The following is a 26,618-nucleotide window of genomic DNA, read 5'->3' on the forward strand; positions in this document are numbered from 1 at the left end:
CATGACATGAGCGTATTGAATTTCCCCCGCATCTACCTCAATGGCCATATGTTCTGGAATCCACCCACGGCCAACAACAATGATGTGTTCCCGCTGTATGACGCAGTCAACATGGACATCAACTGGCCGTTCATGAGCCACTTCGACATCACGCCCAACAACGCCCCCACCCAGTTGATGCCCTGGGTCATCAACCCCTTGGCAATGGACGCTCTGCCAACCTATGTGCTGCAGGTGCCGACCAATGCCAACCCGAAAGCCTACCCCTACATGCCCGCCGAATGGGATCTGTTTGGCGACAATGCCTGCGGCACGGTGAGCTACAAAGGCACTCGCTCAACGATTATTGGTGGCGAGCTGCAGGCCAACACCTACATCACCCAGGATGCGCTGGTCGGCAGGGACTACCAACTGCTCGGCAATCCCTTTGGCAGCAACACTCCGACGGCCGCGCGCTTCGTGGATGTCAGCCCGTGGCAGAACGCCTTCACCGCGTTGTATTTCGACAAGCTGATACTGGGGGATACCACATGTGGCCTGACCCTCAATCGCCAATATCGGATGATGGATCGCTTCCTGAATTTCAACTGGGGTGCCTTCGGTGGCCTGGTGTATGTCACCACCACCTGGCAGACCTGCTTTCCCAAGGAGAACCTGGAATGGGTCATCGGCGATTCGGCGCTGTTGAGTAACCTTCAACAGCAGATGACGCAGCAAGGTGTACAGGGCTTGATGTTCCGGTTCTCCACCTACCTGACCTGCTACGACAGGAACGGTGTTTTCAACGACTTCCCGTACGTCAACACCCATTCCAACGCCCCCACGGATATGGATCGTGTGCAAGCGATGTATCAGAAGGGCCTGGACAACGTTTCCAGTATTTTCTTCAACCCCGCCTACAGCCGCACCGCCGCGACCCTGGGCCTGTGGCTCACTGACGAATATCCCACCGCCCCCGCCGGCCTGCGCCTGGTGCCCGCGCAGCCTGTAGCGGTTTCTCAACCAGGCAAGGATCCCCAAAGCACCACACTGGGCGTGGTGTCGGCACAGATTACCGACAACACCCTGTCGCTGGATCTGGCTAACACTTTCCCGTTCTATCCGGTGGTCCCCAAGGCCGATATCCTGACCGCTGAAAAATTCCAGGCCGGCGACTACAAACTGGGGGTTCTGCAGAATCAACAGTTCAACCCGGTGGTCAGCTTCGGTTTCGACCAATACAACCAGGCCGCCTTCGACAAACGCTCCGGTCTGCTGGACTTCACCCTGACCGACGCCGACAAGGCAACGTTGCAGTCCGGCCCCCTGGCGCTGCAAGTGCAGCCTCCGGCCGAGGATGCACCGAAAATCGCCGCCACCCAGCAGACCTGGACCGCCGAGGTCATAGAAAGCGGCAGTTTCATCGACGTGGGCGACCACAAGACACTGAACATCATGGTGCAGAACAATGGTGTGCCGGCCCGCAACACCACGTTGTGGGTAGCGGAATATGGCAACCCCTACATGGTGACCACCAGCGACTACTACCTGGCGTTCAGTAATGCGGCCAACTTCACGCTGTTCTACAACGATCCGACAGACCTCAACTTGAACCATGCCAATCTGCCGCAGTTCAATCATGCGCCCCCCGTATCGAACTACCTGGCCACTGGCAGCGGCCGGCGGCTTACCGCCCTGCAGAATGTGCATCGGCCGGCTAGCACACCGGTGGGGTATCAGGATTTCCTGAACGGCGAAGGCAAACCGATTGCGGTCAACTTGCGCCCTTGCCTGGCATTCGACGCTGGCGTCTACGTCACCGGGACACTGAACGACTACCAGGCCACCCAGGTGGATTACTCCTATGTAACGACCACCACCGACGACAACGGCATCGCCCAGGTGAGCTTCAGGGCAGTTGCTCCGGGCTTCCCGACCTTGCGTTTTTTCGTCAAGGAAGGTGACAGCGATCCGCTCATCCCATTCAGCTTTCCACTACCCCAGGCCTACATCGACTTCCTCGCGCCGATACGCGTCCTGCCCGTGGACATCCAGCTGCAACAGGACTTCATCAACACCTGGAACGCCATCTACAAGGACCAGGACGCCGCAACGCAACTGTGGGAGGGTTTCCTCTACCCACGCATCCTGCAAACGTTCTATTACCTGTACCCCATCATGAACAAGTTCATGCCGCTCAACTCCCAGGCGCGCGTCGAAGGCGCCATCGACCAGTTGATTGTGCTGATCAGCAAGGAGTACCAGGAAGAAAGCACGCTCTCGATGCCCATCACCCGTGACATGTCGCAAAGCCGGCGCGCGGTGCTGGAGCTGTGGGCCAAGAAGCTGGTCAAGCGCGGCTATCCGCCCATGCCACTGAAGATGAGCGATTACGACAACCTCTGACCGTGTAGGAGCAAGGCCTGCTCGCGATAAGGCATCTCGGTCCTGCGAATGACCGCGTGATCGTTCATCGCGAGCAAGCTTTGCTCCCACAGTCTCCACAGTGTCACTCGATACTTTTTCAAAGGAATGAGTCATGAAAACCAGTATCTTGAACCGGCTGCTGTTGTTGATCCTGCTGTTCAGCCCTGCCCTCTTCGCCCAGGACAGCGGTGCCGTCTACTTCACCATGGGCGTGCATAACACCGAGGGCTGCAACGAACAGAACGGCAACTGTATCGCCAAGCGTGCCCCGGGCGACCCTTCCGATCCGTTTTTTCCGGCGTTCTGGATCAGCGACTGGACCATGTACCGGGTGATGCACAACTACGAAAAAAACCCGCCGCCCTACAGCAATCCGCCCTCCACTCTCACCCCGGCGGACTACACCGTCTCCCGAGGGACCAGCTACTACGACACCACCTACATCCCGGCCGATGGCGATGGCTTCGGCGCGATGATGGAACACTATGAGAAGTACTGCCTGCCGATCTTCCCGATCAAGAACAATAACTACACCTGCTCCTTCGTGTCCCTGGGCAACAAGGCCTACTTCCTGACCTACCCGCAGGATCGCCCCAAGGACATGCCGGCCTGCTGCATGTTCTCGCCGATGAATCATCCGCCGCGGCAAGACTTCATCCAGCACCTGCCCTACAGCGCCGAACGCAGCCAGAACCTCGACGCCAGCGTGCAGGCCTACGCGCTGGACCTTCAATCGCCCCAGGGGCCGATCCTGTTCGGCTATGCCTTCTACAAGAAAATGACGGGGCAACCGCCCTACCGGCAGCCGCAATCCTTCTTCTTCTCCGGTGACACCAGCGTCGCCAATGCCCCCATCGTCAGCCAGAACTACACCAACTTCCGCATCGCCAAACCGGACCCGGCCCAGACCTGGGCGCAGGTGGCCGCGATGTGCCCGGCGAATCCACCGCCCTGCCAACTGTTCGAGCCACCGGCCTCACAGAGCAACGGCCAGAAGGCGCAGTGGAACAAGCTCATGCAGCGTAAACCCTGAGCAATGACGGAGGATCGCCATGAACACTTCACTGCGTTTCACCTTGGTCCTGCTGGGTTTGACCAGCCTCCCGGCCCTGGCCCTGGAGCAATCCCGGGAACACGCCATGCCACGGGCGCAGGCCACGAACCTGAATTGCCAGCCGCCCAGCACAGCGCCAGCGGCCAACGCCAGCCAGGACCTGTTCGACCAATACAGCTGGCAACTGTTCATCGCCGTGAACTGGCCCGCCCAGGCGGGGCAGCGAGGTGATCCCGACTGCAGCAAACAACCGGGGGATCCTGGCTACACCGTCTGGCAGACCTACAAGACCGTGGAGGAAACCTTCCTGCCACGCGGGGCCGATCCAGGCCCTTGGAACACCCCGCAGCTTGCCAAGAGCCTGGGCATCATCAACATCGCCGCCTTGAAGAACAGCTCCCAGGTCAATGCCGTCGACCAGGCCGTCGGCGGCTGGCTGATCGACCAGGCCGGCAACCCGACCTACTACGATATCTCGGCCAACGAGACCTCCTATAACTACATCGTCGCCAACCGGTTCTATAACGCCGATGTGGTTTCCAAAGCCAACAACATCAACTTTCCCTACGGGGTCATCGAGGTCAAATCGAGCTGGCGCATTCTCACCCCCAACGACAATGCCAGCCGCTACCTGACCATGCTTGCACGCGTGGCCACGTTCGACGACCAGGGCCAGCGCAGCGGTGTCACCGAGGCCTACCTGGGCCTGGTGGGGCTGCACGTCATCACCAAGGTGAACGGCTATCCGCAGTGGATCTGGTCGACCTTCGAGCAGATCGACAACGTTCCACCCAAAGTGCAGGTGAACGGCGTATGGGTTGACCAGCCAACATCCGGCACGGCGTATTCCTACTTCAACCCCAGCGCTCCGGCAGCCACCCTCAACCAGTCGCCCTGTGACTGGCAGACTCAGGGCACGCATCTGGTCTGCGTGCCAAAACCCGGTACCACCTTCCAGACCCCGAACCCGTTGAACCGCGTCACGCCGATCGCCGAGATCACCAACGAGGTCAACGCCCGTTACCGCAGCGACCCGGGCCTGCAACGCAGCGTCTTGAAGTACTACCAACTCATCACCACCCAGCGCCCGCTGATGCCGGACAACCCCAGCAACCCACTGGGCCAGCCGACACCGGCCCTTTCGGCCAACGTGACCATGGAAAGCTACATCCAGCCCAACAGCAGTTGCATGAATTGCCACTCCATGGCGACACCGGTCAAAAGCCCCTACAAGGCCGACTATTCCTACCTGTTCAAATTCGCCAATGCGCCTGTCGGTAAAACCATCAAGGACGAGGAATAAAACATGAGCATCCTGAACGGACCACGGCTGAATTTCTGGGGCGGCATCCGCACCGACGTCAGCCTGCCGAACAACTCTCCGACCATTCCTTACGATGGCAACGATCACTGGCCGCTCTTCGACCTGACCACCTCGACCTTGGCACCAGGCGCCCAGTCCTACACCGACGACCAGTTGAACAACATGATCAATGCCCCCACCGGCAACTACTACACCGCCGGGGGCTGGAATCATTACGGACAGCATGTCGTCGACATGCAGAACGCCTTGATCAGTTCCCAGGGCATCCCTGGCAGCATCAGCACCACCGGCGACCTGGTAGGCCAGGCCGTCTATTTGCTCGGCTCGGTGGACCCGGTGACCGGCCAGGGGCCTGTTTCCGGCCCGATGATGGTGGACCTGGACCCCACCGCCTCGACGACCACCCAAATCTTCGTTGGCGGCCTGCAAATCGGTGGCAACGACAACATCCAATTGCTGATCCGCAGCAACACCGTGTGCAGCAGTTTCGACGTGGCGGGACGTGTGCTGCTGCCGAAAAAAATGGACGCGCCGGGCTCTTTCCACGCCAGCGGCACGTTTCAACTGACCTTCCCCTTGAGCAGCATTGTCAGTTGGAACCAGAACAGCAGCGGCCTGCGCTCGATTATTCAGGCACCGGGGGCGACAGGCATCGTCCTGCGTTTCGTCATGTTCGAAATGTGCCCCACGATGACCACCGAACAACTGGACGCCGACTACGCCGCCGGCAAGTACACGCCCAACCCGAGCATCGGCCGGGTCATCGGCACACTGGCGCCGGCCTTCGCCGACGAGCCGCTGAACTGCCAGCCGGGCCGGCAACTGGTCAACCAGTGCACGGACAACGCCGGCTATGCCGACCTGGGCAACAGCGGTTACCTGAGCATCGACATGGTGAACGTCATCCCGAAGGAAACCTTCCGGGCCGTCAGGGACGACATCACCAGCCCGATCGGACCCAACGCCAATTACGGGACCGTGACCATCAGCGCCGGCTCCACCACCCTGACGACCCTCGACCCGACCAGTAGCCCTCTGGTGGACTACTACGTGTATGGCGGCATCGTCGACCTGCCCCTGACCGCCAGCCAGCAGCAGGCGGTGCGCACCGGCGCCCTGGCGATCAACGCGCCGGGCACGGTCGCCGGGACCACGTTGCAAGCCACCGAATCGACCTATCGGATCTATGCCGACCAGCGCAACGTCTATCTGGAGGACTACCCCAACGGCCTGTCGATCACCCTCCAGGTCAGGTACCTGGGCGGAGCGGTCCCCAGCACCACCGAAATCGGCCTGCAGGCAATCCCGGCAGCTGATCCCCCCGTGTATAAAGAACCGCAGTACTGGGACTTCCTCGACTACCCTGATTCCCTGACGGTCAGCGCCGGCCAGCTTTCGGTCAGCTTCCCCGTCACCGTCAAACCAGGCAGCGCCGCCCAGGCGGGTTTCGTCGCCCTGACCTGCACGGCCAATGGCCTCGACAGCAGTGCTTACTTCACCAACTTTCGCAAGTACGCCCAGACCGACTTCGGCATTCCCTCGGGCACCACCATCACCTGGCCGCTGATGTACCCCAACGTCCTGCGCTTTCACTACCTGGCGTTCCCCGCCATGTCGCGCTATATCCCGCTGAATCAACCCGACGCCATCATGGGCGCCAAGAACCCCATCCTCGCCCGCACCTCGGATGCCTACAAAGGCACCACGCTGTTCATGCCGGTAGTGCGCTCGATGTCGCCCTGCCAACGAGCGTTGCTGCGGGCCTATCTCACCGGTGAGCCCTGGCAACCGCCGCAATGAATGCGTCCCCCTTTTGTTCATGGAGAGAACCTATGTCCGTTCCCTTTCAAATTCCCGTGCATCCCAGCGAAGCCCTGCGTCCCAGCATCTTCATCGTCGAAGACTTGCTGAACCCTCGCGGCCTCTGCCGGCAGGCCGACGGCAGCTTGCTGCTCACCGAAGCAGGCTCGGGGTTGCCCGACCAACCCTTCAGCGGCCGTATCAGTCGACTGCGACCGGATCCGCAGCGGCCCGGCGCCTACCTGCCCCGCGAAACCCTGGCGCAAGGTTTTCGCGCCATGAACATGCAGGCACGCATGTTGCGCGATGAAATCATGGGGGTGTCGGACATCGCCTGTGGTGATGGACGCTGCCTGGTCAGCCAGACCGATTACGTCGCCGGCTCCAAGCTGCTGGACCTGCAATTCACACCACCCGAGCCGGTCTTCCATAGCCGCGGTAATCTGAACGCGCTGTGCTACCACCCGACCCGTCGCAGCTGGCTGGCCGTCAAGCCCGATACCAATCAGTTGGTGGAGTTCTCCATGGGCCAGGAGGAGCACGTGCTGGCCCAACTGCCCGAACTGGATCAAGGCCAGGAAGCCGTTCCCGTGACCCTGGTGTACGAACCGGCGACAGACGCGGTGCTGATCAGTCTGTTCTCCGGCGAACTGCACGGCGAACCGAGCCGCAAGGGCATCGACTTTGCCGAGAAGGCCGGCCAGGTGATCCGGGTCTGGCCCGCCAGCGCCAAAATCGACGTCCTGATTCGCGGCCTGCAACTGCCCACCGGGCTGGCGCTGCGCCCCAACGGCCAGCTGCTGGTGCTGGAACTCTGCGAGCGCCTGCAGCAACCGCTGCTCCCCGACTGGAACGGCGAACCCCTGCATGGTGGCTTTACCCGGTTCAGCGGGCGACTGCTGAGCTGCGACTTGCAAACAGCCCAGGTCACGGTGCTCGCCCGCGACCTGGATACACCTTCCAACCTGTGCCTGTTACCGGACGCGGTACTGGTCAGCGAAGGCATGGGACTGGTCGGGCGGCCACTGCCTACGCCAGATGGAAGCGTTGTGCCGTTAAGTGGCAAACTTCGTCGAGTGCAACTCTGAACGAACACTCAAGGCCGAAGGCAAAAAAAACGGCGCTTACCCTTCATGGGATAAGCGCCGTTTTTCTTGACTCAGCCAGCAGTGACCGTCATGCCTCCATCCGCCATGACAACCGAACCAACGATAAAGCTGGCACGGTCCGACGCCAGGAATGCAACCACCTCGGCAATTTCTTCCGGCTGTGCGGCTCGGCCGATAGGCGCGGCTTCACCGTGCTGGGCAAGGAACGCCGGGCCGTCCTCGACCACGTTATTGAGAATGTTGGTGACCACATCGCCAACGCCGATAGCATTGACACGAATACCATGCTCGATGACTTCCAGCGCCAGGGTGCGCGTCAGTTGCGCCAGGGCACCCTTGGATGCGGTGTAGGCGGCAATGGTCGGGAAGGCAAAATAGGACGCGTAGGATGCAATGTTGACGATGGCACCCGACTTGTTGGGCATCATCGCCTTGACCGCTTCGCGGGAATGCAGGAAGGCGGCGGTGGCGTTGACCGCCTGGATGCGCTCCCAGTCCTGGCGCGTCATATCGATGACCAGCTTGTTGATGATGATCCCGGCATTGTTGACCAGGATGTCCAACCGGCCGAACTGCTCGACGGCCAGGCCGACCGCGCGCTCGGCAGCACCATCCTCGGTGATGTCGGCCTCCAGCGGCACCAGCCCCGGACGGGCCAGCTCATGGACGGCGGGGTTGATGTCTTCCGCGACCACCTTGGCGCCGCGGGCGTGCAGCAGCAATGCGATGGCCTTGCCGATGCCACTGGCGGCGCCGGTGACCAGTGCAACCTTGCCTTCGACTTCGTGGGGAATGTTGTGTTGGATATCGGTCATGATCGCTCTCCTGCGTGAGCGGGCAGACGAGACATTCGCCAGCCCGGCGCCCGTGGGCGCTGTCGTTATCGACGGCTTCACTTTCTCGCAACGACGACTGCCGGGCTTTCGCAGGTTTGCTGGGACTGTCGGGGTTTTGCGCGAATCTGCCCAGATAATGCTGTTCCGCGAGCTTGTGGCGAGGGGATTTATCCCCTCGCCACAGGTTAATGAGACCTTCGCCAGCCCGGAGACCTACAGGGTCAGGAACAGCGCGGAGGTCCAGACCCGTGATTGATCGCGCTGGCGGGCGCAGATGAACAAGGGGTGTTCACGCCCTGGTTCAAGCCCCAGGCGGGCCAGTTCGATTTTGCCCTGCAATTCACGGGGCAACGGGGCAGCGGTCATCCGCTCCAGGGACATCTTCAACTCCGCGCCTGGCAACGCTTCGACCACTTGCGATTGCGCCAGCAGTTCATCACCGGACAGCTCCATCAACACTGTCGGCGCGTGTACGTATGGTTGCGGTTCGGACGGGTCGCCAACCTTGACGTAGTTGTCGATACGGCTGTGGACCTGCAGCGTCGCGCCGGCCAGTTGCGACAGGTCGATTTCGATGCTGTCGGTATCGCCATTGGTGTCGGTGCGAAACGCCAGGACCGTTGCATCCTTGCGCCAGACGGTCTGCTCGGGATGATCGAGGCCCAAGGCGCGAAAGCCATTGATGACCGCGCCGGTGATGCGGATCTCGCCGCTCCAGTAGGCGCCGCGATAACGGTCCTTGATCCGCGCGCCTCCCAGGCGCAGGCGAATGCGTTGCGTGCAAAAACCCAGTTCCTGATGCAGGTTGCGCGACCAGATCAGCTTATCGCCATCGAACAGATCGACCTGCTCCCAGCCCGCCTCGCCCAGTAGCCGATAGTCCAGGGTGGCATTCGAATCAGCGGTGAAGACTTCACCCATGAAGTGCCTGCCCTGGCGCAGGCTGGCGAACGAACGCTCCCCGGTCGTGGCGAAGGTGCGACGAGCGCGCAGGGCCTTGCCGACGCTGGCTCGGTCGAAAGCCTCGGCGACAACGCCGGTCAACCCGCCCCGGGAGCCGAACACCGCCGTGGCCGGAACGCCGCCACCGCAGCGTCCCTGGTGTTCATCGCTGTTCGCCGCGGCGCCGACCCGATAGCCTCGCTGCAGCGCCTCGGCGTAGACCCAATGGAACTGGCCCCAGGCCGAACCGACCTCGATCAGCCGTTCGAGCTCCGGGTGATGCCAGTCGAGGTTGCAACGGCGTCCGCCGACATGGGGCATCATCAGATGACCTTCGGGATCCTTGGCATAGGCGGCGTACAACTCGTCCACCGGCCAGGCGCCCGGCTTGATGGTGCCGGCAGTGAACTCGTTCCATTCGAAGGAGCGCACCAATCGCCCTTGATTGTCGAAAGGAAACTCGGGTTTGCGGTCATGCAGGAAAACGACGTTGCGGTCGCCGCCCGCACAGGAGTTACCACACCACTCGGTTCCGGGATAGCACACGAACCGACCTGGCTCGTTGAGCTCGTGGATCAACCTGACCGCCTGGTCCCAGCGCTGCTCGGTGATATTGAAATCGTTGGCGGTGTAGCCAAGCACATCGAGCCCGGCGACATCACGGCCGTAACTGAGGTTGTACAAGGTGTCGTTGGTGCCCACCGTGTCATCGGAGTGCACATGCAGGTCGGCGTAGAGCGGGCGTAATGCAGTACCGGCGGGATCGACGGTGACGAAGGCCTGGGCAGCGTCAACAAAGGGCGCCTCCACCGTGGCGGACAGACGCCACTCGCCCACCGCCCCGAGGCCAAGCCCCTCGACCCGGGCCGTCGCCCAGCCTTCGGACGCCAACGTGAACGGCTGTAGACGCTCGCCGCCTTCCGGGTCAACCAGGGCCAAGACACCGTTGAGCGGCAAGTTCCGGCAAGTGTTGCCCCAGGCATCGTCCACCCGCAACAGGACATCGAACGCCTCGCCGGCGCTGACCAGTCGCGGCACGATCAACTGCACACGCCGCGCCGGCCCAGGCACGATGTCCAGCAATGGATCACCCGGCACCTCGGCAAATTTCGAGCTGCCCAACGGGTCGATGAACAGGCGGAAACGGAAGTCCTTCTCGACGAAACTCTGGACCCGTGTTCCCGCCCCGCCCTGACGTCTATCACCCAGGCGAATGATGACTTTATCGCCCGGGTTCAGGTAACCGTCGATGATGTCGATGATGATCGCTTTCTGGAATGGCCGTTCATGGCCCTTCTGGTCGAAGCGCACTTTCAAGTGCTGCACCGTGGCCTGACTCTGGCCGGGAACCAACTCACCGGCCTGGTATTCGGCACTCACATAATTGGGACCCGCCGGGTTCGAGGTCTGGAACAGGGCCCAGTCGGAATAGAACTTGAAGGCCAGCTTGAGCCAGGCGCCGTCGGCCAGGCCACTGCCACCGACTTCGTAGACCAGGGTGATCTCATCCCACTGCCCGGCGACCAGCACGTCACGGTCACAGTGGATACTGCCCAGGAACGGACGTTTCTTGTTGCGCTCGTACAGGCCTTGCGGGGCGATGTAGTGCCCGGCTTCGCGGGGATCGAAAACATTACTCACATGACACCTCGTGCAGTGGTCCACTGAAGGTTTGAAGGGGCAGCGAAGACAGCGACGGTGCTTATTGCACGCGCCATTTCTGGTAGTGGCGCTCGATACGCCGGAACACAAAGCTCTCCATGAGCCAGGCAATCAGGCCGATCACGACAATGCCCAGCAGCACCTGGCTGCTGTTGCCGATCTGCCCGCCCGTGGCGACCATCCAGCCAATGCCCTGGGACGCGCCGATCATCTCCGCCGCGACCAGCGCCCTCCAGCCCTGGCTGAAGCCGATGCGCAAGGCGGCGGTCACGAACGGTAACGAGGCCGGCAGGTAGACATGGGCCAACAGTTGCCAGGCGTTGGCGCCCAGGGTGCGCGCCGCGCGGACTTCACCGCCGCGGATACTCTGCACGCCCTCCTGGATCGTCACCGCCATGGGGAACATCGCGGCAATGAAAATCACCAGCACAATGGAGACATAGCCCAGGCCGAAAATGATCATGATCAGCGGCGCCCAGGCAATCGGCGGGATGGCCATGAACAGACTGTTGAGCGGCGAGACAAAATCGCGAAAGCGCGAGGACAGGCCAGCGGCCGTGCCCAGCAGGAGCGCCACGAGCACGGCGGCGCAAAAACCACCCAGCTCTTCCAGGACGCTGGCCTGCAGGTGCTGCCACAGCGAACGGTCGCCCAGCCACCGCAGCGCCTCGCGGGCGACGTCCCAGGGCTGCGGCAGGATGTAGGTGGGAAAGCGGCTCGCCAGGGCGACCCAGATCAACAGCAGGAATGGCAGCGACGCCCATCCCCAATTCGGTTTTGGCAGGGACATGACGGACTCAGTGCGCGGCTTTTTCCAGGTAGGAGGTATCCACGATCTGTTCGGTCTTGAGCGTGGTATCGATAAAGCCCAGGTCGTGGGAGTAATCCATCAGGCGCTGGATGAACTGGATGTCCGAGGCCTGCAAGTCCGCCGACCAGCCCAGCCGGGTTCGGGCCTGGGCGACAATGGCCTGCGGCGCGATGATCTTGCCGTCAGTACCTTGCACCGCTTCAAGCTTGAATGCCTCGGCGATCAGCCGGTTCGACTCGGCGGGATGCTCATTGAGGAAGGCGATGGCCTTGCGATGGGCACGGAGCAGCTTCACCACCTCCTCCGGGCGCTCCTGCAAGGTTTTCGGCAAGGCGATCACCACGTACCACGGGTATTGGGGCAACGCCTGGTTCACGTCCAGCAGGATCCGGCTCGAACCGCGCAACACCGACTGGCTGACGAAGGGCTCCCAGGAAAATGCCGCGTCGACGACGCCGCGCTCAAGGGCTGCGTTCATGTTGCCCGGCGGCATGTCGACGATGTCCAGGTCCTTGTCAGGATCGAGCCCGGCCTTTTCCTTCAGGACATAACCGCGCAGAAGCACATCCATGCCACTGCCCTTCTTGACCCCGGCGAGCTTTTTGCCCTTGAGCGCCTGGAGGTCGGTGATCGGGCTCTTGGCGTCGACAATCACCGCGGCCTGGCCGTAATTGACCTTCGCCAGGATCCGGCTTTGCAGCCCGCGGGAAAACCATTGGTACACCGGTGGGGTGCCGACATAGGCCACATCCAGCTCACCGGCGGCCAGTGCCTGCTGGATCACCGGGCCATCGCCCAACGCCTTGAGGTCGACATTCAAGCCTTCCTCACGGTAGTAACCCTGTTTATCCGCGATCAACGCCGGGGCGTTGGCCATGGCGAAGACATACCCCACGCGCAAGGGTTTCTCCTCGCCAGCCACGGCGCAGGCGCTACCAGCCAACGTGGCGGCAGACAAGGTAAGGGCAAGCAGCGAACGTTTGATCATGCTGTCAGCTCAAGTCGAGGGGTGGGATAGGCCGTGGCGTCGCAAGCGTCCATCACCTGGGCAATGCGCGTCATCAGCTCATTGCGGTAATCGAGGAACGCCGGTAACCGGCGGGTTTTCAGGTTGGTGCGGGGACGCGGCAGATGGATTTCCAATTCGCTGTGAATCCCTGCGGGCGCGATGTTGAGCACGATGACCCGATCGGCCAGGAACACCGCTTCATCGATGTCGTGGGTAATGAACAACACCGTCTGGCCCAGTTCGGCCCAGAGGCGCAACGTCTCCTCGTTCATGCTGTTGCGGCTGATGGCATCGAGCGCGGCGAACGGTTCGTCCATCAGCAGCACGCTGGGTTCGAGGGCCAGGGTCCGGGCCAGGGAGACACGCTGTTGCATGCCACCGGAAAGCTGGTGCGGCAGCCGATGCGCCGCGCTCTCCAGACCGACCAGGCGCAGGTACTGCAACGCCTGTGCGCGCTGCTGCGATTCGTCGGTGTGGGCGCTCATCCGCAGACCGAAACGCACGTTCTCCAAAGCGCTCAGCCAGGGAAACAATTGCGGCGCCTGGAACACATAACCCAACTCCGAACGCTCCGGGCGTACCGCTGTCTGGTTGATCGTGATGCGGCCACTTTGCGGTTGCACGAAACCGGACAGCAAATTCAGCAAGGTGGTTTTCCCACAGCCCGATGGCCCGAGGATCGCGACGAACTCGCCAGGTTTGGCGTTCAGGCTGAAAGAGGAAAACACCCGGTGGCCATTGGGGTAGCTGAAGCTGATGTCATCGACCGTCAGGGCATCGGCTTGCGGCGGTGCGTATGGAAAGTTTTTGAGCATGGCAAGTGTCGTCAGGTCGTTTACAATGGGAATGCCTGACATAATACGTATTAATACAAGTAGTCCCAATAACCGATTTTTATAACCTTAGAAGTGAAGGCCCCCGCCCCACTCAAGTCCATGGAAGCTGACAGTGTCCACCTCCATTCTTCGCGACAGCACCACCTCGCTCTACGAACAGATTGCCCATCAACTGCTGGAGGAAATCCAGCGCGGCGACTACGAACCCAGCGGCAAGCTACCGTCCGAGGCGCAGTTGGGCGAACGGTTCGGGGTAAGCCGCGTCACGGTTCGTCTGGCAGTGGGCAAGCTCAGCGACGACGGCGTGGTGGAACGCAAGCAAGGTAAAGGCACCTTCGTGGCGGCCAAACAGGTGCGCCACGGCCTGGATGCGTTGCGCAGCTTTCATGAGGCGCTGTTGCTGCAAGGGCTGCAACCGAGCATGCAGGTGCTCAGCCATGCCCTGCAGCCTGTTCCAGAAGCCATGCGTGGTTTGTTTGAAGAAGCAGACGACTGCCTGCTTCTGGAGCGACTGCACGTCGTCGATGACGAACCCATCGCGTTGGGACGCAGTCACTTACCGGCAGAGTTGGCCAGTGTGACTTGGGCTGAAGTCGAACATCAGCCGATCTATTCCATTCTCGAGTCGATCACCGGCCTGGCGGTCACCCGTGCCGACCTGGCCATCCGTGCCCAGGAAGCCGACAAGAGCCTGGCCGGCGCGCTGCACATCAAACGCGGCGCCGCGCTGCTGGTCATGGAGCGCACGTCCTATTTTGCCGATGGCCGCTGCTGCGACCGCACGACATTTTTCATCCGCCCGGAACGCTATGCCTTTATCCTCAGCGGGGTTTTCAAATCCAATAGCGCCAATTGATACGATTCAAATGGGCGACGCGGCTGGGCCCGGTCTTACAAAACACTGCTCCGTCACCTGCCGCCCCCATTGCTGCCCTTCTTGTTGCTGCACCAACCTGAAACCAAACGCCTCGTACAGCTTGCGGGCAGCGTCGAGCCCCTGGAACGTCCAGAGGCTCGTTGAGCTGAAGCTCCACTCGTCACAGAACTTCATCGCCTCAGCCAACAGGCGTCTGCCGACGCCCTTGCCTCGCGCCGAATCATCCAGGATGAAGCAACGCAGCACTGCACTGCCGCCCTCTCCTTCGCCGTCAATGGCAATCGAACCGACCATTCGCTCACCGTCCAGGGCCACCCAGACCTCGTTGCGCGGGTTGTGCAAGCGGCCCATCAGCTCGGCCATGTCCGATGCAACCAGGCTTTCGAACGACTGGCCGAAGTTCGAATGCCTGGCGTAATAGTCCGCATGCATTTGCACAATGCGGCCAATGACACCAGGACGGTAGCCTCGTGCAATCTCCAATTGCGCCGGCACAGGCGGCTCTGCACCGAGCCGATGAGCCTGTAGCGCAATGGCATAGCTGGCAATCCCCTCACTCACGGCCTGGCATTGATCGTTGGATAAGTGAGACATGGCTGCGACAACCTGCTGCGTGGCAAAAGCATCGATGGCTCGAAGGGTGGTTTGCCCCTGCGCAGTGAGGCGCAATCTCTTGGCGCGCGCATCTTGTTCATGGGCAATTTCTTCAATCTCACCGGCCTCGATGAGTTTGCGAACCATCCGACTTACACTGGATTTTTCCAGACCGAGCAGCTCGACAAGCTCTCCCGCAGTCAGGGATTGGCGATTGCCGAGCTCCACGATTGTGTGCACCGACGAAGGCGGATAACCCGTTGCAGCCAGTGTGGTATGCATGAACCCCAGCTCTCGCACCATGAGACGAGACGCCGAACGGATTTTTTCAATCAGATCTGGTGGGCAATGGTTCACGGGGACCTCGGACGCAATGCGCAATTAGTTGCATCGCACAACTAAATACCCATCAGCGCATTCAGTCAAGCCGGCGGCCCAACCCCAGGATCATTTCAAGCCCTTCCAGGCCTATGGCATTGGCGCCCAGCTCTACATACCGCTGGTGTACGCGCTGGTGGGCCGATTGGCTGAGCGTCGGTTGCTGGCCTATCAGCGATAACGACAGAGGCCTATAGAGGCTCTGCGGTCTGGATGAGCGAGTTCAACACCAGCTTGATTTCAACAGCCGGGTCTTTGTGCCCTTGCAATATCAGGCCTTCCGCCAGGGCGGTGAAAGTCTTGGCCAGCGCGGCGTTGGCCAGGGGCGGCTTCTTGCCAGCATGATTGAATATGATGGTAATCAACTTGCCCAAAGCCTCGCTGTTTTCTTCATGCAAGTCGTAGTAATGCGGCGAGAATTCTTCATCGCGCAAGGCGATCAATTGCAACTCGGCATCGAGGATCGCACAGCGGGTATTGTTCTTCAGCGTGTCGATATAGGCATTCAAGCCGTGACTCAACTGCTCCGACGAATATCCCGATGCCAGGGTCGTACTCAATCGGTCGATTTCAACTCGCTTGAAGCGTTGAGTCAGTTGTAGCAGCAAGTCCGATTTACTTGAGAAATTTGAAAAAAAGGCGCCTTTGGAAAAGCCGGCCTCCTCGGCAATAACGTTGACGCTGGCGGCATGGAAGCCTTTTCGGATCATCAGCTCAGTGGCTGTGTCGAACAATTTGTCTCTTGTTACTTGCTGGCTCTCTTCTCGACCTAGTCTCTTTTTAATCACGCCCTCGGCTCCTTTGGCCAAACAAGATATCTATGTGTAACTGAATGCAACGAATCGTCTACTCGCTGTACGGAACCCGTTTTCGCCATCATATCTTATACGCGCCTTGTTCAATCATTTACATTTTAACTTTCAAAAAGTGCCATGTATGTGCCATGTAGTTGCGCCATCGAAAGGGTGCGCTAGATGAGCTACCTGCCACGTTTTTTGCCGTAGTACAGGCGATCACGTCCCGCTGCTTCTTGAGCTCCGCTGCCTCTTTTGCATGGCTTAACCGCGGATTTTTCGCTTCTGCGCTCCCCGCTCAAGCGTGAAAAACCGCGTCTTAGGCCCGGTTCAGAGCCATCCGTTCGACAATCCGACGAAATACCACTTGATTTTCAGATACCGTATGGTTTTTACTTGCGCCGTTGGTGGAGCCCAACCCCTGATCAGGGCATCGAGTCAGCGATACCAGCCTCGATGCAATGGCAGGTCACCTCACAGGAGCGGGATTTTAATGGAATATGCCTTCGTTACAGGCGCTACTGGCCTGCTCGGAAACAATGTCGTTCGTGCGTTGTTGAAACGAAACATTAAAGTAAAAGCACTGGTTCGTTCCGTAGAGAAAGCCAGGAAACAATTCGGCAGCTTGCCCGTGGAGTTGGTCGAAGGCGACATGCTTAATGTCGATGCCTTCAGCCATGCCCTGCAAGGGTGTGACGCCTTGTTTCATACAGCCGCCTATTTCCGTGACAGTTACAAAGGCGGGAAACATTGGCAAAAACTCTACGACACTAATGTGATCGGTACCGAGCGCTTGTTGCAAGCGGCTTATGACGCCGGTATCCGTCGTGCAGTCCATACCTCTTCCATTGCCGTATTAAAGGGCAATAGGGATCAAGTGATCGATGAAACCATGTCTCGCAGTGAGGTGGAGGCTGACGATTACTACTTGAGCAAAATATTGTCCGAACAAAAGGTCCAGCAATTCCTGGCAGAACACCCGGACATGTTTGTCGCCATGGTCCTGCCCGGGTGGATGTTCGGCCCTGGTGATATCGGCCCTACTTCTTCAGGCCAGTTCTTGCTTGACTTTGTCGGACAAAAATTGCCCGGTGTACTCCCCGGAAGCTTTTCCGTTGTCGATGCCCGGGATGTGGCCGAGCATCAAATCGCAGCCATCACCCGCGGCAGGTCCGGAGAGCGTTACCTGGCCGCCGGCAATCACATGGACATGAAGAGCATTTTCCAGGCGCTGTCGAATGTCAGCGGGATAAAGGCTCCAGAGCGAAAAGTGCCGCTGTTCATGCTGAGAATCATCGCACTTATCTATGAAGGTTATTACCGGATTACCAAAAAACCGGTGCTCATCAGTACTTCCACGGTCAAGCTCATGGAGCAGGAACAAGGCCGTACTCATTTCAGCCACAGTAAAAGTGCAAGGGAGTTGGAGTGCAAGTTCCGCCCTGTCGCTGAAACCCTGACCGATACCCTGAATTGGTATCGGAACAATAACTACACAGATGCTTAATTGAAACAATTCATATATAGCCTGCCTCTGTAGTACTTTTTTTGACTAGCCAAACATCCAAGGATTGAGAGAGGTTGGTAAATGAAAAGCCTTTCATATAAAGAAGGTTTTCTGCATCGTTTTGTCGGTTTTTCGGAATCTTTCCCCGAACAAGTTGCTATTCGGCATCTGGACGCGGAAGAAGACACCGTCACTTACCGTCAGTTGCGAATCAAGGCTGAAGAATGCAACGGCGCCCTTACGGCACTCGGTGTATTGCCTGGAGACAAAGTAGCGCTGGTGCTGCCCAATGGGGTGGCGTTCATCGCTTATTACCTGGCGATCATCGGGCGGGGTGCAATTCCGGTCATCCTCAACTACAAGTTGACTCCCTTCGAAATGAACAGCGTCGTCAGTCTCGCCAGGCCGATGCTAGTGGTCACGACCGAAGCGCTATGGGGGCAACACAGTGAGGTGTTCCAGGCTGACAACGGCGTCAGGCACTCCCTGCTGGTGGACGGTGAGAGCGAACCGTCATCGCCCCTGCCCGCCAACACAACGGCCATCTCTCAACTTCCTCACCAGATCGAGCCCTTATTGTTGCCCGAGGGCAATCCGATCGTCTCGGTACAGTTCACCTATCGTGGTATCGGCAGGCCTCTGGCTGTTTCGCACCGTTATCTGGACCTCACGCAATCGAGCGATGGGCTGCATGAGCGGTTTCATCTGCAAGGCGTCGGCTCCGTTCATCTGGTGACGCTGCCGCTGTATGCCATCTTCGGCCTGTCGGTGATGATGGTGTTTCCCTTGAGCGTGGGCGCCACCCTGCTCATGACCAACACCCTGCTCAACCGAGACCTGGCAGAAGTCCTGTCCGAACATCAGATCACCTTTGCCTGCCTGGTGCCCGATGTCATTCGCTACTTCAATACGCGGCTGGCCAAGCGCAAAGGCGCGCTCTTGCCGTTGCACCCGCAGTTGATGATTTACTCCGGCGGCAGTCACCTGCCGGCCGACGAAGCCGAGAAGCTGGGGAAGCTGCTGGGATGCAATCCGGTGCTGCAAGGCTATGGGTTGACCGAAAGCATGCCCGTGATCGTCCAGAGCTCGATTGGCCCAGTCCACCGTGGCGCCATGGGCCAGCCGATCAGCGGTGTGGAACTGCGAGTCGTCGATGCCCAGGGCCAGGACGTGGCGCCAGGGCGCATCGGTGAACTGCTGATACGCGGCTCGATGGTGATCGACGGCTACAACGATGCCGAGGACGCCAATGCGCGGTTCTTCCGCGACGGCTGGTTCCACAGCGGTGACCTGGTCTGGCAGGACGACGATGGGCATGTGTTTTTCTATTGCCAACGCCTGCGAATCTCCAAGATCAAGGCGCAGATGGTCGACCTGGTGGAAATCGAATCCATCGCTCTCAAGCACCCTGACGTGGTGCGCGCCAAAGCCTATATCGTCCCGGACCACAAGGAAGTCAACGTGCTGCACCTGTGCGTCGAGGGGACCGGCGAGCTGACCCAGAACGCGCTTTCCACCCTGCTTTCGCGCTACCTATCGGGCTTCAAGCTGCCCAAGACCATCGAGATCACTTCTCTCAAGGAAGAGGCACATGCACGCTAACAGCACACAACCGGTACTGGCCGTCTTCGACTTCGACGGCACACTGACCGACCGCCACACATTCTGGCGCTACATGCGCTTTATCGTGGGAACCCGTTCGTTCTGGCTCAGGATCATTCCCCTGCTGCCCAAGATGCTCAGCGTGATCGTGGGCATCACCCCGCTGATGCAAGCGCGCCTGGCCTTCATTGCCTGTTACCTGGGCGGCCTGTCGGTGGAGCAAGAGCGCGAGCATGCCAAGTACTTCATCAGCGAGCAGCTGCCGCTCTGGCTCAGGCCCGAGGCGTTGCGGCGGCTGAAGTGGCATCAATCCATGGGACACGTCACGGCGTTGGTCAGCAACTCGCCGGAGAATTACCTGATCCCCTGGGGCCAGGCCGCGGGTTTTGACTATGTGTGCGGCACCCGCCTGGCAACGGCCAAGAACAAGCTGACCGGCGGGATATCCGGTACCAACTGTGTAGAGCGAGAGAAAGTCACGCGGCTCAAAGGCTGCTTGAGCAACCTTGATGATTTTTACATTTATGCCTACGGCGACTCATCAGGCGACGATGCCCTGCTCAGCATTGCCAACTCCCCCTTCTACAGAAACTGGTACTGATCGATGAACACTCTGAGCACGTTGGCCCCCAAGCATTTCAAGCGACCTGGCAGCGCCCCTACCGTGATGATCGTAGGTGCCGGCCCTATTGGCCTGACCCTGGCAATCCTGCTGAAGAAATGGGGCGTGTCGTTTCGCATCATTGAAAAGAACGCCGGCCCCTCGACGGCGACCAAAGCAATGGCCATCCATTCCCGGACCCTGGAAATCTTTCGCGACCTGGGCGTTGCCGAGCAAGCCATCAGCGCCGGCTTCACGATCAACCAGTTTTCGGTGCAGTCGAATGCCAAGCGGGTGTTGAACTATAACTTCTCCTACCTGGATGCGACCTATCCCCTGCTCCTGAGCCTGCCACAGCCGCAAACCGAGAAAATTCTCCTTGAGCGGCTGAAGGAACTGGGCGCCGAGGTGGAGTGGAATACCGAACTGGTGGACATCGAAAACCTGCCGGGCTCGGTGCGCATGACGCTCAAACATGCCGACGGCACCGATGAAAACTTCACCAGTCGCTGGGTAGCCGCCTGTGACGGCGCTCGCAGCAACATCAGAAAACGCCTCGACATGACCTTCGAAGGTTCATCCTACGATCGTTTCTTCATGCTCGCCGATGCCGATATCCAATGGTCCGGAAGCAAGGATGAGGGCGCGTTCTTCCTGGGTGCGCAGGACGGTTATGTGGCGGTTGCGCCGATCAGTGCTCAATCGCGTTATCGGCTGTTCATCGAAATGCCCTACAACCTGCCGCCAGAAGGCGAACGCCCATCCTTGAGCCTGGAGAATTTCCAACGCTTGTGCGAAGGACGCGGGCAAAAGATGACGCTGTCGAACATTTCATCGACCACCATCGCCTCCTTCCAGCATCGCCGCGTGCAATCGATGCAACAAGGCTCTGTGTTTCTGCTGGGGGACTCGGCGCACATCGGCAGTCCCATCGGCGGGCAGTGGATGAACCTGGGGATTTCCGAGGCCTATAACCTGGCCTGGAAAATGGCTTATGTCGATCAGGACCTGGCGGATCCGTCCTTGCTGGACAGCTACAACGACGAGCGCTATCCGGTTGCCCTGGAAGTCGAGAACACCGCCCACCGGCTGACAGGGCTGATTACCGTCAGGCGTCGTGCCCTGGTCTGGCTACGCGACAATGTCCTGCCCCTGTTGAGCAACCGCAACAAGGTCCAGCGCAAACTGCCGTCGATGATTTCCGGTCATCAATATCACTACGACAAGAGTGACTACATTCAAGAATCGGTGACGAAAAAACAGCGCCGGAACTGGAACAAGAAAGGCAAGAAACCCGAGTTCCAGAGTGCACCGCCTCGCGCCGGGCAACTGGCACCCGATGTCGAGTTGTGGCAACTGCAAGGGATGCCGGCAAAACGCTTGATCGACTTGTTCCATGGAACCTTCACGCTGTTGATTTTCAGCGCGGCCGACCAGTTCTCCCCTTTGCTGCCAGGCTACTACGCGCTGGCCGAGTCGGTGGAAAAGGACTACCCGGGAATCAAGGCCTATTGCGTGATCGATGCCCTGAGCAGTGCCGGGCTGCCGGCCTGGCACTCGACACTGCTGGACCCCGATTGGCGGCTGCACAAGCGCTACCACGCCAAGGAAGGCATGTTGATGCTGATCCGGCCTGACGGCTATATCGCTTTCCTCGGCGCCGATGCAATGACGCTGGTGACTTATCTGAACGTAAGATCGGGGTTGCTCAAGGGCGCCAGAAAAACAATATCTTGCGAGACCGACGCAGTGGAACTCCAACTTTAAGTCGCTCCATGACTACTGCCAGTTTGATTAATTGACATAAACAAGGCCCTGCCCTGGGCCATGATTTCTTGATCTTTCTTACTTATAGAAATTTCGACCGACTTGGTTAGGAGATTCCCATGCGCTTGCAACTTAACGATGTTGTACAGGAATTCATCGTGTCCAATGGAAGAATAGCCCATAGCTATTTCTCCCTCTCAGAAAAGATCATTGATTCATTGTGCGAATCGAATATCGCCAAGGAATCGATATTACTGCGGCTTCTGGAACAGGCCGAAACTGTCACTGCGCATTATTTCAATGCTCACCAACAAGTCCTTGAAGGCGTTTATGCCAATGGGATCGAAGCCCCTGTCAGCAAGAGTATCGCGGCCCTGGAGCCGGTTCACTCGAACCCGACAATACTGGCTCCGACGCCCGTAGTCGAAGCCGAAGCCGAAGCCGTCGAACAGGCAGCCGCGCTCAGTTACGGACAGTGGTTACGCGCCGAAATCAGCTCGGTCACCGGGTTCCAGGCGCAACAGATCGACTTTGATCAAAGCTTCGAGAGCCTGGGGATCGACTCGCTGGGGCTGGTGGATATTTTCGAGTCCCTGGCCCAACATTTCCCGGAAAAGAAAGACCTCACCTCGCAGCTCTTCGATGCCCCTACCCCGACAGCCTTGCTGGCACGGCTTGAAGCCGATCCGCAGGCACCCGCGGTGGACGTCCAAGCGTGGGTAGTCGACCAACTGGCGACCATCACCGGCTTTACGGCTGAGCAGATCGACCCGACACAAAGCTATGAAAGCCTGGGCCTGGACTCGCTGGTGCAGTTGGACTTCCTGGAAGCGGCAGTTGCCATGTGGCCGCAGCTCAAGGCCCACAGTAGCGAGCTGGCCAACGCCAAGTTCCCGCAGGCCACCATCGCTCTGATTCAAGCTGCCCTGGCCGATCCCCAGCCGCAGGCAGCGCCCTCACCTGCCGCGACGGACACTCAAGGGCAGGAAGAAAACCTGCTGCTCAACGCCCTGTCCCCGTTGATCCCGGAGACGGCGCAGTCGATCGACCTCCAGACGCCCTTCGCACAACTGGGCCTCAACGGCTTTGCCCGAGAGGCGCTCTGCCAATCCATGGCGCAACAGTGCTCTGCCAGCGAGTTTGCCGGTGAAGCGTTGATGTCCCGTCGCACGCCCGAGGATGCCCTGTCGCTGCTGGCCAGGCTGAGCTAGCAGCGGGCAACAGGAATGGAATCCGGGTGATCGAACAGGTCACCCAGCATTTTGGGCGATCAGGGAGACAGGGTATGAGTGGCGCAGTAACGACAACGGGCGATTTTTGCTTCAGCGCGATGGCGGGCGAGTTTCCAGGGGCGCCGTCAACGGATGCGCTTTGGCAGTTGCTCTCGCAAGGGCAGATCGCACCGATTGAATCAATGCCGACCCGTTGGGAATTGGACAAGGCATCGATCTATTCAACCAAGGCAGGCGAGAAGGATCGCGTCTATCTGGACAGCGCTTTTTGCCTGACCGATGACGCGTCGACCCCATCACGGCATGAAGGAAGACAGGTCGCCATCGGCAAGAAAATACTCCAGGCACTGCTTGGCCAACTGGCCGGACAAGGCTCGGAGCTGAACAGGGAGCGTACCGCACTGGTGATCGCGACATCCTGGAGTGACGAGAGTTATTTCACCACCGGAATGTCCGGAAAAACCGCCACACCACCGGGGTTTACACCCGGTGAACAGGTCGCGGAACTGGCTGCGTCCTTTGCCTTGGGTGGGCCGGCGTTATCGGTGGACACCGCATGCAGTTCGTTCCCTTACGCCCTGGATATGGCCCAGGCGCTGGTCAACAGTGGGCAGGCGGACAACGCGATTGTCATGGCCCTCAACACCGTGCTGCCGCCAGCACTGTTCCTGGGTTTCTCGCAGTTGACGGCCTTCTCCGCCCGGGCCCGGATGGAAGCGTTCGGCCAGGACGCCGACGGCATCGTGCCGGGCGAATGTGCGGTCGCCTTTCTGGTCGAGCCGCTCGCCCAGGCCCTGACGGCGCAGCGCCGTCCCCTGGGCGTCCTGCGCGCCTTGGGCATGTCCGCCGACGGCGCCGAAGGCTCGGTGTTCGCGCCCGGCAAACAGGCCCAGTACTCGGCCTACCAACGTGCCTATCGTGGTCTTGATCCACGTGACGTGGACTACATCGAGACCCACGGCACCGGTACTCCGCTGGGGGACGCAACGGAGCTGGCCTCGCTGAACAGCTTCTTTGCCCCCCATCGTCCGGACGGCAAGAAAATCACCATCGGCTCGATCAAGTCGGTCATCGGCCATCCCCTGGCCGCTGCCGGAGGTGCTTCCCTCGCCAAGGCATTGATGATCCTGCGCCATAAAGGCATTCCGCCCCAGCCCGGCTACCGCCCCAGCACCAAGGTCGACGAGACCTGCCTGCGGCTCGCCACCCAGCAGGTGCGACCCCTGGAGGAGCGTCAGTCCGCGATCCGGATCGGCATCTCCAGTTTTGGTTTCGGCGGCGCCAACGCGCACCTGGTGGTGGATGAATACATTCCCGATGACCAGCCTGTCGCGCCCCAGCCGGCCTCGGCCAGCGCCTGTGGCGTGGTGACACTGGACCTTGCCATTGTCGAGGCTGAAGCAGCGCTGGGCAGCCACCGCTCCTTGCAGTCATTCCAGCAGCAACTCGATCAACCGGCCGCCCCCTCGGTCACGTTCCCTTATGGGCGCTTCGTCGATTACACCCCGGCTCCCGGCCAACCTTTGCTGGGGCAATTCCTCGCACAAGACCACGTCATCGATATCGACGGCTTTGGCATGGGCCCCAAACCATTGGCTCATGTCGATCCGTTCAAACTGTTGATCACCGACCGCGTCAATCACTTGCTGCGACGCTTGCCGGGGGTGGCCGGTTCGCCCGGCACAGCGATGGTCATGTGCTGCAACATGGGTGGCGAGCGCTTCAGCAATGCCTATAGCAGCGCCCATAACTTTTACGCCCAGGCACAAGGTGCGGCACCGGGCGTCGAAGTGACGGACGTGGCAACCATGCTGCCGAACATGTTGTCCGGTTATCCGGCGCAGATTTTCGACTTCAAGGGTTTCCATCAGACCCTGGTCGGCACGACAGGCCTGTTCTGGCAAACCTTGCTGGCCTCGCCACAATGGTTCAACGACGGCATCACCACGCTCCTTCTCGGCGCAGGACGCTTTGTCAGCGCTGAAGTAGAAGTAGAGCGTGCCCGGTGCAGCACGACCACCGAGGGTGAAGGTCTGGGGCTGGTCGCGCTGCGTCGTTATCAACCGGATGCCGCCGACAAACCCTTGCTGGTGATCCACGCCGCGGTCCTCGCCCACGCCGCCGACTCGTTGGAAGAGGCTTGCCGACGGTTGGGCAAGGAGCCGAGCGACTATTCGAACGTCGAAGTCTGCGAGTTGCAACCTGTTGCGGCGCCCGCCAGCGGCTCACTGCGGGAGTTGACCGGCTTCCTGGCTGAGGCCAGTGGCATCGAGACTCTGTTGGCGGTGATGTTGAGGGGCGCGCGCCATACCGTGATCGAGGTGCGCGACGCCGGCAAGACGGTGATGTGGCTGTTTACCGAGAAGCTTCGCCAATGGAACCCGACAGCGGCCGAGGCCAGTTCGCCTATCAAGCATCCCTTCATGTTGCGCTTTGCCCATTCGTCATCCCACGAACTGCAGCAAGTCATCACGCCTGTCAGCCTGGTTCGCGAACCGCAGAACGATGGCGTCGACGTGCAGCAACTGAGCGACATGCTCACCAGCACCCTGCTCTCCGGCCTGCGGGTACGAGTACGCGCGATGGAAAGCCTGTTCGCCCTGCACCGGGGCGACGCAACCCAGCGCCCGGCGCATTGGCAGCGCAGCGCGGAACATATCGTGATCGCCAACGCCCAGCGCAACCCTCAGTCGCTGCACGCCCAGCTCGTGGTGAATGAAGCGCACCCGTACTTCTTCGATCATCCCCTGGACCACATCCCGGGCATTCTGTTGCTCGAGGGTGTGCTGCAACTGATCGAACTGGCCATGCCCCCTCTGAGCGGACGGGTCGCCTACATCAAGAGCCTGACGATCAAGTTCCAGCAATACGTACAAAAGCAGGGCGTGATCGATCTGCACGTCGAGCAAGGCCAGGATCCCCAGATGTTCAATGCCAAGGTCATGCAGGGCGGGAAAGTGATGTGCACCTGCGTCCTCGGGATGGCCTACAGCTCGGCGTTCGAAACATCGCCAGCCGGCGAGTTCACCGCCACGCCCTGCCGCGACAAGGCCCTGCTGCACAAGGCCAGGGAAGAGAACGTCATCGTCAGTGACATGAGCGGCGTCGCCCAGGGCCTGAGCGTGGACACCGTGAAACTGCCGCCGGAACACTTCTTCCAGGCAGGTGATCCCGCGCACTATTCGATGGTGTATTTCCTCGAAGTGGCGCGCCAGTGCTACATGCAGATCGCTCACAGCCATCTGCGCATTCCACTCAATACCCCAATGAATCTGCTGGCACTGAGCTTCACCCTGGATCGCCCCATCCCCAGGAACAGCCCGCTGTCATTGGCGCCGCAAGCCGGTTTTGATGCGTCGCTCCAGGCATTCAAGACCAACCGCATCTATATCGACCTGTTCAACCGGGGCGAAAAAATCGGTCAAGCCAACATTACCGCCCAGGTGCTGAGTCAATCGGCGCCGGCTGCCTGAGCAT

At 60.0% G+C, this 26,618-nt stretch carries 20 protein-coding genes; 13 read left to right on the top strand and 7 right to left on the bottom strand.

What is annotated here, in order from left to right; genetic code table 11:
- The first annotated feature begins 6 nt into the window (after positions 1–6).
- The 5 genes from PSH86_RS17710 (at position 7) to PSH86_RS17730 (ending at position 7,672) form a co-directional block, all read left to right on the top strand.
- Positions 7–2,385 carry a hypothetical protein gene (locus PSH86_RS17710; RefSeq protein WP_163858312.1) on the top strand — a complete coding sequence of 793 codons (2,379 nt, stop codon included), beginning with the start codon at positions 7–9 and terminating at the stop codon, positions 2,383–2,385.
- 133 nt (positions 2,386–2,518) lie between these two features.
- Positions 2,519–3,439, top strand: coding sequence for a hypothetical protein (locus PSH86_RS17715; protein WP_163858311.1), 921 nt, complete (start codon positions 2,519–2,521; stop codon positions 3,437–3,439).
- A gap of 19 nt (positions 3,440–3,458) precedes the next feature.
- Positions 3,459–4,763, top strand: coding sequence for a hypothetical protein (locus tag PSH86_RS17720; RefSeq protein ID WP_232200992.1), 1,305 nt, complete (start codon positions 3,459–3,461; stop codon positions 4,761–4,763).
- A 3-nt stretch (positions 4,764–4,766) separates the two neighbouring features.
- Positions 4,767–6,584, top strand: coding sequence for a hypothetical protein (locus PSH86_RS17725; protein ID WP_305483887.1), 1,818 nt, complete (start codon positions 4,767–4,769; stop codon positions 6,582–6,584).
- Positions 6,585–6,616: 32 nt separating this feature from the next.
- Complete coding sequence (locus PSH86_RS17730; RefSeq protein WP_305483890.1) at positions 6,617–7,672, top strand: hypothetical protein; 1,056 nt, start codon at positions 6,617–6,619, stop codon at positions 7,670–7,672.
- Positions 7,673–7,743: 71 nt separating this feature from the next.
- Here the strand turns inward: PSH86_RS17730 and PSH86_RS17735 are convergent, their stop codons facing one another.
- The 5 genes from PSH86_RS17735 to PSH86_RS17755 all read right to left on the bottom strand — a co-directional run bounded on the left by PSH86_RS17735 (position 7,744) and on the right by PSH86_RS17755 (position 13,768).
- Positions 7,744–8,508 carry an SDR family NAD(P)-dependent oxidoreductase gene (locus PSH86_RS17735; protein WP_305483892.1) on the bottom strand — a complete coding sequence of 255 codons (765 nt, stop codon included), beginning with the start codon at positions 8,506–8,508 and terminating at the stop codon, positions 7,744–7,746.
- Positions 8,509–8,742: 234 nt separating this feature from the next.
- Positions 8,743–11,112, bottom strand: a complete 2,370-nt coding sequence (locus tag PSH86_RS17740) for a hypothetical protein (RefSeq protein WP_305483895.1) — start codon at positions 11,110–11,112, stop codon at positions 8,743–8,745.
- Positions 11,113–11,173: 61 nt separating this feature from the next.
- On the bottom strand, positions 11,174–11,923 hold the full coding sequence (locus tag PSH86_RS17745) for an ABC transporter permease (protein WP_305483897.1): 750 nt from the start codon (positions 11,921–11,923) through the stop codon (positions 11,174–11,176).
- Between the two features lie 7 nt (positions 11,924–11,930).
- On the bottom strand, positions 11,931–12,932 hold the full coding sequence (locus tag PSH86_RS17750; protein ID WP_305483899.1) for an ABC transporter substrate-binding protein: 1,002 nt from the start codon (positions 12,930–12,932) through the stop codon (positions 11,931–11,933).
- Positions 12,929–13,768 carry an ABC transporter ATP-binding protein gene (locus PSH86_RS17755; protein WP_109753126.1) on the bottom strand — a complete coding sequence of 280 codons (840 nt, stop codon included), beginning with the start codon at positions 13,766–13,768 and terminating at the stop codon, positions 12,929–12,931. The genes PSH86_RS17750 and PSH86_RS17755 overlap by 4 nt, the downstream gene beginning before the upstream one ends.
- Before the next feature lie 133 nt (positions 13,769–13,901).
- Between PSH86_RS17755 and PSH86_RS17760 the strand changes: the two genes are divergently transcribed.
- Positions 13,902–14,645 carry a GntR family transcriptional regulator gene (locus tag PSH86_RS17760; RefSeq protein WP_305483901.1) on the top strand — a complete coding sequence of 248 codons (744 nt, stop codon included), beginning with the start codon at positions 13,902–13,904 and terminating at the stop codon, positions 14,643–14,645.
- Between the two features lie 6 nt (positions 14,646–14,651).
- On the opposite strand, the gene PSH86_RS17765 is transcribed toward PSH86_RS17760, so the two are convergent.
- Positions 14,652–15,563, bottom strand: a complete 912-nt coding sequence (locus PSH86_RS17765; RefSeq protein ID WP_109753128.1) for a bifunctional helix-turn-helix transcriptional regulator/GNAT family N-acetyltransferase — start codon at positions 15,561–15,563, stop codon at positions 14,652–14,654.
- Between the two features lie 82 nt (positions 15,564–15,645).
- Here PSH86_RS17765 and PSH86_RS17770 point away from each other — a divergent pair, with 82 nt between their 5' ends.
- Positions 15,646–15,819 (top strand): hypothetical protein, encoded by a 174-nt coding sequence (locus PSH86_RS17770; RefSeq protein WP_305483904.1) that lies wholly within the window; start codon positions 15,646–15,648, stop codon positions 15,817–15,819.
- A gap of 10 nt (positions 15,820–15,829) precedes the next feature.
- Here PSH86_RS17770 and PSH86_RS17775 read toward each other — a convergent pair whose 3' ends face one another.
- On the bottom strand, positions 15,830–16,426 hold the full coding sequence (locus PSH86_RS17775; protein WP_109753129.1) for a TetR/AcrR family transcriptional regulator: 597 nt from the start codon (positions 16,424–16,426) through the stop codon (positions 15,830–15,832).
- Between the two features lie 499 nt (positions 16,427–16,925).
- Here PSH86_RS17775 and PSH86_RS17780 point away from each other — a divergent pair, with 499 nt between their 5' ends.
- From PSH86_RS17780 to PSH86_RS17805, 6 genes are all read left to right on the top strand, one after another.
- Positions 16,926–17,939 carry an SDR family oxidoreductase gene (locus PSH86_RS17780; protein ID WP_305483907.1) on the top strand — a complete coding sequence of 338 codons (1,014 nt, stop codon included), beginning with the start codon at positions 16,926–16,928 and terminating at the stop codon, positions 17,937–17,939.
- Between the two features lie 81 nt (positions 17,940–18,020).
- A complete protein-coding gene (locus tag PSH86_RS17785; protein ID WP_305483910.1) occupies positions 18,021–19,541 on the top strand; it encodes a class I adenylate-forming enzyme family protein in 1,521 nt (506 codons plus the stop codon).
- A complete protein-coding gene (locus PSH86_RS17790) occupies positions 19,531–20,142 on the top strand; it encodes an HAD-IB family hydrolase (RefSeq protein WP_116832642.1) in 612 nt (203 codons plus the stop codon). The genes PSH86_RS17785 and PSH86_RS17790 overlap by 11 nt, the downstream gene beginning before the upstream one ends.
- Positions 20,143–20,145: 3 nt before the next feature.
- Entirely contained in the window at positions 20,146–21,909 is a 1,764-nt protein-coding gene (locus PSH86_RS17795; RefSeq protein ID WP_109753133.1) for an FAD-dependent monooxygenase, read from the top strand.
- A gap of 119 nt (positions 21,910–22,028) precedes the next feature.
- On the top strand, positions 22,029–23,120 hold the full coding sequence (locus PSH86_RS17800; protein ID WP_109753134.1) for a phosphopantetheine-binding protein: 1,092 nt from the start codon (positions 22,029–22,031) through the stop codon (positions 23,118–23,120).
- Between the two features lie 74 nt (positions 23,121–23,194).
- Entirely contained in the window at positions 23,195–26,614 is a 3,420-nt protein-coding gene (locus tag PSH86_RS17805; protein WP_305483915.1) for a beta-ketoacyl synthase N-terminal-like domain-containing protein, read from the top strand.
- The last annotated feature ends 4 nt before the right edge of the window (positions 26,615–26,618 follow it).

Origin of the sequence: Pseudomonas sp. FP2300 (assembly GCF_030687595.1) — a bacterium.
Classification (GTDB): domain Bacteria; phylum Pseudomonadota; class Gammaproteobacteria; order Pseudomonadales; family Pseudomonadaceae; genus Aquipseudomonas; species Aquipseudomonas bijieensis.

What these genes read in the sequence shown, in the direction of transcription:
- PSH86_RS17790 (WP_116832642.1), top strand. Translation starts at nt 19,531, where the DNA reads ATGCACGCTAACAGCACACAACCGGTACTGGCCGTCTTCGACTTCGAC.
- PSH86_RS17805 (WP_305483915.1), top strand. Translation starts at nt 23,195, where the DNA reads ATGAGTGGCGCAGTAACGACAACGGGCGATTTTTGCTTCAGCGCGATG.
- PSH86_RS17745 (WP_305483897.1), bottom strand. Translation starts at nt 11,923, where the DNA reads ATGTCCCTGCCAAAACCGAATTGGGGATGGGCGTCGCTGCCATTCCTG.
- PSH86_RS17720 (WP_232200992.1), top strand. Translation starts at nt 3,459, where the DNA reads ATGAACACTTCACTGCGTTTCACCTTGGTCCTGCTGGGTTTGACCAGC.
- PSH86_RS17765 (WP_109753128.1), bottom strand. Translation starts at nt 15,563, where the DNA reads ATGGTGCGAGAGCTGGGGTTCATGCATACCACACTGGCTGCAACGGGT.
- PSH86_RS17715 (WP_163858311.1), top strand. Translation starts at nt 2,519, where the DNA reads ATGAAAACCAGTATCTTGAACCGGCTGCTGTTGTTGATCCTGCTGTTC.
- PSH86_RS17735 (WP_305483892.1), bottom strand. Translation starts at nt 8,508, where the DNA reads ATGACCGATATCCAACACAACATTCCCCACGAAGTCGAAGGCAAGGTT.
- PSH86_RS17750 (WP_305483899.1), bottom strand. Translation starts at nt 12,932, where the DNA reads ATGATCAAACGTTCGCTGCTTGCCCTTACCTTGTCTGCCGCCACGTTG.
- PSH86_RS17795 (WP_109753133.1), top strand. Translation starts at nt 20,146, where the DNA reads ATGAACACTCTGAGCACGTTGGCCCCCAAGCATTTCAAGCGACCTGGC.
- PSH86_RS17785 (WP_305483910.1), top strand. Translation starts at nt 18,021, where the DNA reads ATGAAAAGCCTTTCATATAAAGAAGGTTTTCTGCATCGTTTTGTCGGT.
- PSH86_RS17780 (WP_305483907.1), top strand. Translation starts at nt 16,926, where the DNA reads ATGGAATATGCCTTCGTTACAGGCGCTACTGGCCTGCTCGGAAACAAT.
- PSH86_RS17800 (WP_109753134.1), top strand. Translation starts at nt 22,029, where the DNA reads ATGCGCTTGCAACTTAACGATGTTGTACAGGAATTCATCGTGTCCAAT.
- PSH86_RS17710 (WP_163858312.1), top strand. Translation starts at nt 7, where the DNA reads ATGAGCGTATTGAATTTCCCCCGCATCTACCTCAATGGCCATATGTTC.
- PSH86_RS17730 (WP_305483890.1), top strand. Translation starts at nt 6,617, where the DNA reads ATGTCCGTTCCCTTTCAAATTCCCGTGCATCCCAGCGAAGCCCTGCGT.
- PSH86_RS17755 (WP_109753126.1), bottom strand. Translation starts at nt 13,768, where the DNA reads ATGCTCAAAAACTTTCCATACGCACCGCCGCAAGCCGATGCCCTGACG.
- PSH86_RS17725 (WP_305483887.1), top strand. Translation starts at nt 4,767, where the DNA reads ATGAGCATCCTGAACGGACCACGGCTGAATTTCTGGGGCGGCATCCGC.